This window comes from Zobellella denitrificans (assembly GCF_002237365.1).
Lineage (GTDB): Bacteria > Pseudomonadota > Gammaproteobacteria > Enterobacterales > Aeromonadaceae > Oceanimonas > Oceanimonas denitrificans.
In genome coordinates this window covers 43583-51054 of the sequence record NZ_NMUO01000017.1, presented here as the reverse complement: position 1 = coordinate 51054, position 7472 = coordinate 43583, and the positions used below count along the sequence as shown (strand labels likewise).

9 protein-coding genes are annotated in these 7472 nt (G+C 60.3%); all 9 read left to right on the top strand.

Annotated features, from left to right (window positions below):
- On the top strand, positions 1-297 hold a 297-nt coding region (locus CGX12_RS05915; protein ID WP_176442010.1), incomplete at its 5' end, for a general secretion pathway protein GspB.
- 336 nt (positions 298-633) lie between these two features.
- Positions 634-1092 (top strand): FMN-binding protein MioC, encoded by a 459-nt coding sequence (mioC, locus tag CGX12_RS05910; protein ID WP_094038967.1) that lies wholly within the window; start codon positions 634-636, stop codon positions 1090-1092.
- Positions 1093-1572: 480 nt separating this feature from the next.
- A complete protein-coding gene (mnmG, locus tag CGX12_RS05905) occupies positions 1573-3462 on the top strand; it encodes a tRNA uridine-5-carboxymethylaminomethyl(34) synthesis enzyme MnmG (protein ID WP_094038966.1) in 1890 nt (629 codons plus the stop codon).
- 8 nt (positions 3463-3470) lie between these two features.
- Entirely contained in the window at positions 3471-4094 is a 624-nt protein-coding gene (rsmG, locus tag CGX12_RS05900) for a 16S rRNA (guanine(527)-N(7))-methyltransferase RsmG (RefSeq protein WP_094038965.1), read from the top strand.
- 9 nt (positions 4095-4103) lie between these two features.
- Entirely contained in the window at positions 4104-4907 is an 804-nt protein-coding gene (locus CGX12_RS05895; RefSeq protein ID WP_094038964.1) for a ParA family protein, read from the top strand.
- Positions 4904-5809: a ParB/RepB/Spo0J family partition protein gene (locus tag CGX12_RS05890; protein ID WP_094038963.1), complete on the top strand. Its 906-nt coding sequence runs from the start codon at positions 4904-4906 to the stop codon at positions 5807-5809. The genes CGX12_RS05895 and CGX12_RS05890 overlap by 4 nt, the downstream gene beginning before the upstream one ends.
- A gap of 191 nt (positions 5810-6000) precedes the next feature.
- Positions 6001-6393 carry an ATP synthase subunit I gene (locus CGX12_RS05885; RefSeq protein WP_094038962.1) on the top strand — a complete coding sequence of 131 codons (393 nt, stop codon included), beginning with the start codon at positions 6001-6003 and terminating at the stop codon, positions 6391-6393.
- Positions 6394-6401: 8 nt separating this feature from the next.
- Positions 6402-7181 carry a F0F1 ATP synthase subunit A gene (gene atpB, locus CGX12_RS05880; RefSeq protein WP_094038961.1) on the top strand — a complete coding sequence of 260 codons (780 nt, stop codon included), beginning with the start codon at positions 6402-6404 and terminating at the stop codon, positions 7179-7181.
- A 62-nt stretch (positions 7182-7243) separates the two neighbouring features.
- Positions 7244-7468 carry a F0F1 ATP synthase subunit C gene (gene atpE, locus CGX12_RS05875; protein WP_094038960.1) on the top strand — a complete coding sequence of 75 codons (225 nt, stop codon included), beginning with the start codon at positions 7244-7246 and terminating at the stop codon, positions 7466-7468.
- Positions 7469-7472 lie beyond the last annotated feature (4 nt).

The following is a 7472-nucleotide window of genomic DNA, read 5'->3' as shown; positions in this document are numbered from 1 at the left end:
GCCGCGCCTCCGGCCTCCGCACCGGTGGTGGCGCCGGCACCGCCCGAACCGCCCTTCGATCCGGGCGTGCCGGACCTGCGCGAGCTGCCGGCCAATATCCGGGCCCGCCTGCCGGCCCTGACCCTGTCGGTGCACATCTATTCGGCCACGCCGGCCAGCCGCATGGCCAATATCAACGGCCAGATGCTGCGGGAGGGGCAGCAACTGGGGGCGCTGCAGCTCAGGAGCATCACCCCCAGGGGGGTCATCCTCAGCTTCGAAGGGCAGGAATTTCATCTTAATTCGGTGGGAGGGTGAGGGGTGAGGGGTGAAAAATGTACTCAGCCCGGCATGGCCGCTGGGTGGAGGAGATATGGGGCGCGGGCGGCCCGCCCGCATGAACCCGGCGCCGGCGGTGGGGTGATCCACTGAAGTGGACCCTACCGCCAGGTCGTTGTAGGGTCGAATTTATTCGACCAAAACACGGCACCGGTGGTGGAACGCTCCCTGGAGCGCGGGCGGCTCGCCCGCAGGGATGACCACACCCATCTTTCCCGCTGCGCGGGAAGGCAGGCGGGCCGCCTGCGCTCCAGGAGTTGCACCGGGTCAAGCAAGGCCTACAATGGCTCGTCTTTTTCTTAACCAAGGAAGTCTATGAGTCACTTCACCCTGCTGGTGGGATCCACCCTCGGCTATGCGGAAGATCTGGCCGAGGTACTGGCCGGGATCCTGGCAAGCCGGGGTCATCAAACGGTTATTCACACTTCTCCCCAAGTTGATCACATCTTGATCGGGCCCGATCATTACCTGCTGCTGGTGTGCTCCACCCACGGCGCCGGTGATCTGCCGGACAACATCCAGCCCCTCTCCCGGCAGCTGCAGGAACAGCAACCGGACCTGGGCGGCCTGCCGTTCCTGGCCGTCGGCCTCGGCGACTCCAGCTACGATACCTTCTGCCAGGCCATACGCAGCCTGGATCAACAACTGCGGGATCGCGGAGCCGAACGGGTCGGCGATCGACTGGAAATCGACGTCAGCCAGCCGGATCTTCCCGAAATCCTGGCCTCGGCGTGGCTGGATCAACAGCTGCAGGCGGCGGGGATCCATCCCTGAGATCATCCGGCCGGGGCCGGACCCTGGCCGGATCCCGTCATGCCGGCCCACACTTTCCACCAAGTTATCAACAGATCGCACCGATCCCGCCATTCATCCGTTCTTTCCTCTACAACCAGCAGATGTTGATAACTATGATCCAAACCGGTGTTAAACCTATAGTTATCCTATTAATCAAATAATCTCCCCCCTGCATCTGTGCATAAACCACAGGGTTAACCACCGTCCATACCGCGTGTCCCGGAGGGTTTTCCACATCAAACGATCATCACTAACCGCATGATCTTGTAGATCAAAAAACGGTTATACACAGATCTGGACGGCACTAATAATAGATCCAACAGAAGATCGATCTAGAGATCTAAGATCTATTTAGGATCAGCCGGATCCCCTCGATCCGGTTTCCATCCGCCCGGCAAACCAGCTAAAATATCCGCCCTTTCGGGATCCTTACACCTGCACGTTTCAAGAGTATCTGTTATGCAATATGAAGAATGGTTTGACGTCATTGTAGTGGGAGGCGGCCACGCCGGCACCGAAGCCGCCGCCGCCGCCGCTCGCATGGGGGCAAACACCCTGTTATTGACCCATAACATCGATACCTTGGGACAGATGTCCTGCAATCCCGCCATCGGTGGCATCGGCAAGGGCCATTTGGTCAAGGAGATCGATGCCCTGGGCGGGATCATGGCCCAGGCCGCCGATCAGGCCGGGATCCAGTTCCGTACCCTCAACGCTTCCAAGGGACCGGCGGTGCGCGCCACCCGGGCCCAGGCGGATCGTCAGCTGTACCGCCAGGCGGTCAGGACCCGGCTGGAAAACCAGCCCAACCTGAAGATCTTCCAGCAAGCCTGCGATGATCTGCTGCTCGACGGCGATACCGTGGTGGGCGTGGTGACCCAGACCGGACTCAGGTTCCATGCCAAAACCGTGGTGCTGACCGTGGGCACCTTCCTCAACGGCCTGATCCATATCGGCATGGACAACTACCGGGGTGGCCGCGCCGGGGATCCTCCCTCGATCGCCCTCGCCCAACGGCTGCGCGAGCTACCCCTGCGGATCGATCGGCTCAAGACCGGCACCCCGCCACGGATCGACGCCCGCAGCGTCGACTTTTCGGTGATGCAGCCCCAGCCCGGCGACGATCCCACCCCGGTGTTCTCCTTTATCGGCAGCCGGGCGGATCATCCCCGGCAGGTGCCCTGCTACATCACCCACACCAACGAGCGTACCCACGAGGTGATCCGCAACAACCTGGATCGCAGCCCCATGTACGCCGGGGTGATCGAGGGGATCGGCCCCCGTTACTGCCCCTCGATCGAAGACAAGATCATGCGCTTCGCCGACAAGGCCTCGCACCAGATCTTCGTGGAGCCGGAGGGGCTGACCAGCACCGAGCTCTACCCCAACGGCATCTCCACCAGCCTGCCCTTCGACGTGCAGCTGGCGATCGTCCGTTCGATCCGCGGCTTCGAGCAGGCCCATATCGTCCGTCCCGGCTATGCCATCGAGTACGATTACTTCGATCCCCGGGATCTGAAGACCAACATGGAAAACAAGTGCCTGCACAACCTGTTCTTCGCCGGCCAGATCAACGGCACCACCGGTTACGAGGAAGCCGGCGCCCAGGGCCTGCTGGCGGGCCTTAACGCCGCCCTGCGCGCTTTCGGCAGGGAAGCCTGGTCGCCGCGCCGGGATCAGGCCTATCTGGGCGTGATGATGGACGACCTGTCCACCTTGGGCACCCGCGAGCCCTACCGCATGTTCACCAGCCGGGCCGAATACCGGCTGCTGCTGCGGGAGGACAACGCCGATCTGCGCCTCACCGAGGAAGGCCGCCGGCTGGGCCTGGTGGATGATCACCGCTGGGCCTTGTTCAGCGACAAGCTGGAGCGGATCGAACAGGAAACCCAGCGCCTGCGGGAAACCTGGATCACCCCCAAACACGCGGCCGCGCCGGCCCTGAACGAAAAACTGAAAACCCCGCTCAGCCGGGAGCACAACCTCGAGGAGCTGCTGCGCCGGCCCGAACTGGACTACGCCGGCCTGATGGCGGTGGAGGGCATTGGCCCGGGCATCGAGCATGAGCAGGCCGCCGAGCAGGTGGAGATCCAGATCAAGTACGCCGGTTACATCGAACGGCAGAAGGACGAGATCGAAAAGCAGCTGCGCAACGAGCACACCCGGCTGCCGCTGGATCTGGACTACAAGGAGGTCCCCGGCCTGTCCAACGAGGTGGTGGTCAAGCTCAACCAGGCCAAACCCGAAACCCTGGGGATGGCATCGCGCATTTCCGGGGTGACCCCGGCGGCTATCTCCATCCTGCTGGTGCACCTGAAAAAGCGCGGCCTGCTGCGCAAGTCGGCATGAGGGACATGATGCGGGAAAAACTGCAACAACTGCTGGCCCGGGCGGATCTTCCGGTCGGTGAGGACCAACAACGGCAACTGCTCGAACTGGTGGCCCTGCTGCACAAGTGGAACAAGGCCTACAACCTCACCTCGGTGCGCGACCCCGAGGCCATGCTGGTGCGCCATATCATGGACAGCCTGGTAGTGAGCCCTTACCTCGAGGGCGAGCGCTTTATCGACGTGGGCACCGGCCCGGGCCTGCCCGGCCTGCCGCTGGCCATCGTCAATCCCGACAAGCAGTTCGTGCTGCTCGACAGCCTGGGCAAGCGCATCCGCTTTATCCGCATGGTGGTGCATCACCTCGGCCTGACCAACGTGGAGGCGGTGCAGAGCCGGGTGGAAGCCTTCAACCCGGAGCAAAAGTTCGATGGGGTACTCAGCCGGGCCTTTGCTTCCCTGGATGACATGCTAAGCTGGTGTGCGCATCTGCCGGGACCGGACGGACGCTTTCTGGCGTTGAAAGGACAATATCCCGAGCAGGAGTTACAATCATTGCCTGCTCACCTGGTGCTGGAGAGGGTCTATCCCCTGGCCGTGCCCGAGCAGGAAGGCGACCGCCATCTGGTGGTCATCCGCAAGAGCAGCCAGTAGAGGTTTCCGGTGGGAAAAGTCATCGCCATTGCCAACCAGAAAGGGGGCGTGGGCAAGACCACGACCTGTGTCAACCTGGCGGCGTCCATGGCCGCCACCAAACGCAAGGTGCTGGTGATCGACCTGGATCCCCAGGGCAACGCCACCATGGCCAGCGGCGTCGACAAATACCAGGTGGCCAGCACCGCCTATGAACTGCTGGTGGACGAGCTGCCCGTCGAGCAGGTGGTAGAGCGGGAAACCAGCGGCGGTTATCACCTGATCGCCGGCAACGGCGACGTCACCGCCGCCGAGATCAAGCTGATGGAATTCTTCGCCCGGGAGGTGCGGCTGCGCAACGCCCTGGCGCCGGTGCGCGACTATTACGACTATGTGTTCATCGACTGCCCGCCCTCGCTCAACCTGCTTACCGTCAACGCCATGTCGGCGGCGGACTCGGTGCTGGTGCCCATGCAGTGCGAGTACTTCGCGCTGGAAGGCCTGACCGCCCTGGTCGATACCATCAGCAAGCTGGCGGCGGTGGTCAATCCCGAGCTGCACATCGAGGGCATACTGCGCACCATGTTCGACCACCGCAACCGGCTGGCCAATGAGGTGTCCGATCAGCTCAAGGCCCATTTCGGCGACAAGGTCTATCGCACCGTCATTCCCCGCAACGTCCGCCTGGCCGAAGCCCCCAGCTTCGGTACCCCGGCCATGTACTACGACAAATCCTCGGTGGGAGCCAAATCCTATCTGGCCCTGGCCGGCGAGATACTGCGCCGGGCCGAACTGGAGCAGGACTCCCCGGAAAATTCGGAACAAACAGCATGACCATGAAACGACGCGGCCTGGGCAAGGGCCTGGATGCCCTGCTCAGCACCAGTTCGGCGGCCAGCCTGCGCCAGCACCAGGCCGAGATCCACTCCCGGCCCGGGGCCAACGGCGAACTGCAGAGCCTGGCCCTGAACGAGTTGCAGCCGGGCCGGTACCAGCCCCGGCGGGACATGTCCCAGGTGGCACTGGAAGAGCTGGCGACCTCCATCCGCCAGCAAGGGATCATCCAGCCGATTGTGGTACGCCCGCTCGAGGCCGGCGGTTACGAGATCCTGGCCGGCGAACGACGCTGGCGGGCCGCGCGGCTGGCCGGACTTGGCCAGGTGCCCTGCCTGATCAAGCCGGTGGCAGACCGGGAGGCCATGGCCATCGGCCTGATTGAAAACATCCAGCGGGAAGACCTCAACGTGATCGAGGAGGCCCGCGCCCTCACCCGGCTGATCGAGGAATTCGGCTTCACCCACCAGACGGTGGCCGAGGCGGTGGGCAAGAGCCGCAGCACCGTCAGCAACCTGCTGCGCCTCAACCAGCTCAACGACGAGGTCAAGCAACTGGTGGAGCACGGTTCCCTGGAAATGGGCCATGCCCGGGCCCTGCTGGCCCTGAGCGGCGAGCCGCAGACCGAGCTGGCCCGGCTGGTGGCCCAGAAGGGCCTGACGGTGCGCGAGACCGAAAAACTGGTGAAACAGACGATTACTCCGAAAAAAGAGAAAATCGACCAGCCCAGATCCTTGCTGATGAACCAGCTTGAACAGGAAATTGGTGAAAAGTTAGGAACAAAAGTAGAAATCAAATCGACCCACAAGGATAAGGGGAAATTGGTGATTTCTTACAACTCATTGAATGAACTGGATAAAATAAGCCAATTCTTCGGCCTGAACGAGATGCTGGAAGATTAGTTTGTAGTAAACATTCAATCAGTTTAAGCCGTTGTAAATGGTCGGAAAAATCGCGCAAAGCTGCCAAAAATAAGGATTTCCCGCAATTGCATTTGCGCCGTTCACGGGTATAATTTGACCTGCTTTTTTGGGGCCTGACTGACGACACTCCGCGTGTGGCCAGCAAGCCCCTAACTGTGTCAGGAGTGGTGGTGAAACAGAAAAAGTGGCTCCTAAGCGATAGGCAAGTGGCGCTGGTGATTCTGTTCTGCCAACTGCTCCTGGTGGTGGCTGTCGCCACCCTGTTTTTTTATCTGCAGGGTGAGGCTGCCGCCCGTTCCGCCCTCCTTGGGGGCGGAATCTACTGGGTTCCCCAATGTCTGTTCAGCGTTCGGGTATTGGTGCACAGCGCCGAACGTTCGACGCCGGGCAGTGTTGTGGCGGACTTCTACAGCGGGGCAGGGATTAAGCTGGGCAGTACTATCCTGTTGTTCGTGGTAGTGCTCAAGTACATGGAGGTGCTTCATGCTCCCCTGTACACGGCTTACGCCCTAGCATTGCTGATGCAGTGGATTCTTTCATTCACTCTCAACAACCGTTACTAGGAAAACACATGGCTGCAACAGGAGATGTCTTAACTTCCCAGGGTTATATCTCTCACCACCTGCAACACCTGCAGGTCGGTTCGGGGTTCTGGGCGTTAAATATCGATTCTTTGCTTGTTTCCGTTGTCCTGGGGATGCTGTTTTTGTGGGGCTTTCAAAAGGTTGCATCCCGTGCAACCAACGGAGTTCCGGGAAAACTGCAATGTGCCGTTGAGCTGTTGGTCGAGTTCGTGGATAAATCCGTCAAGGACGTCTTCCATGGCAAGAGTGCGTTGATCGCGCCCCTGGCGCTGACCATTTTTGTCTGGGTCTTCCTGATGAACCTGATGGACCTTATCCCGGTCGACTACCTGCCCTACGGCATGGAATTGCTAGGTGTTCCCTACCTGAGGGTTGTTCCTACCGCTGATGTTAACGTCACCATGTCCATGGCGTTCGGTGTCTTCTTCCTGATCATTTTCTACAGCATCAGGATGAAGGGCGTGTCCGGCTTTGTTAAAGAGCTGACCATGCAACCGCTGAACCACTGGTCCATGATCCCCGTTAACCTCGTGCTCGAGACCGTGTCCCTGATCGCCAAGCCCATCTCCCTGGGCCTGCGTCTGTTCGGCAACATGTATGCTGGTGAACTGGTGTTTATCCTGATCGCCGGTCTGCTGCCGTGGTGGTCTCAATGGACCCTTCATGTGCCTTGGGCGATTTTCCATATCCTGGTTATCAGCCTGCAGGCCTTTATCTTCATGATCCTGACCATCGTATACCTGGCGATGGCCTATGAAGAACATTAATCAAAAGATAACAAAACTTTAACAAGCTGTCGTTCTAACCACTAACAACTGGAGAAGAAAAAATGGAAATCATCTACATCGCTGCCGCCGTTATGCTGGGTCTGGCTGCCATCGCTGCTTCTATCGGTATTTCTATGCTGGGTGGCAAGTTCATGGAAAGCGCGGCTCGCCAGCCCGACATGCTGCCTGCCCTGCGTACTAACTTCTTCATCGTGGTCGGTCTGGTTGACGCCATCCCCATGATCACCGTTGGTATGGCTCTGTACCTGATCTTCGCCGTTGCCTAATGGC